At 59.3% G+C, this 214-nt stretch carries 1 protein-coding gene; it reads right to left on the bottom strand.

Features of this window, described 5'->3' with window-relative positions; all coding sequences use genetic code 11:
- Positions 1–214 (bottom strand): hypothetical protein (locus A3709_RS24615; protein WP_231871221.1); only part of this gene is annotated, 214 nt, incomplete at both ends.

The following is a 214-nucleotide window of genomic DNA, read 5'->3' on the forward strand; positions in this document are numbered from 1 at the left end:
GCTTGAGAATAACGCTGATTCTCATGGTGAACGGCGCCTTGGCGACTGAACGCCACTGCCTGCTCTGCTGAATAGGGGCCGAAGGCCTGCGTGGAACCCAGAGATTCTTCAAGATAGGTCGCAAGTCCGCCGGAGTCGAGTGGGGAGTGGATGTGCGGTTTGTAGCCGTTTACCGGGTCGTCCAGACGCGCAAGGTTGCCGCCGTAAGCTGTGG

It is taken from the genome of Halioglobus sp. HI00S01, from assembly GCF_001635445.1.
GTDB lineage: Bacteria > Pseudomonadota > Gammaproteobacteria > Pseudomonadales > Halieaceae > Halioglobus > Halioglobus japonicus.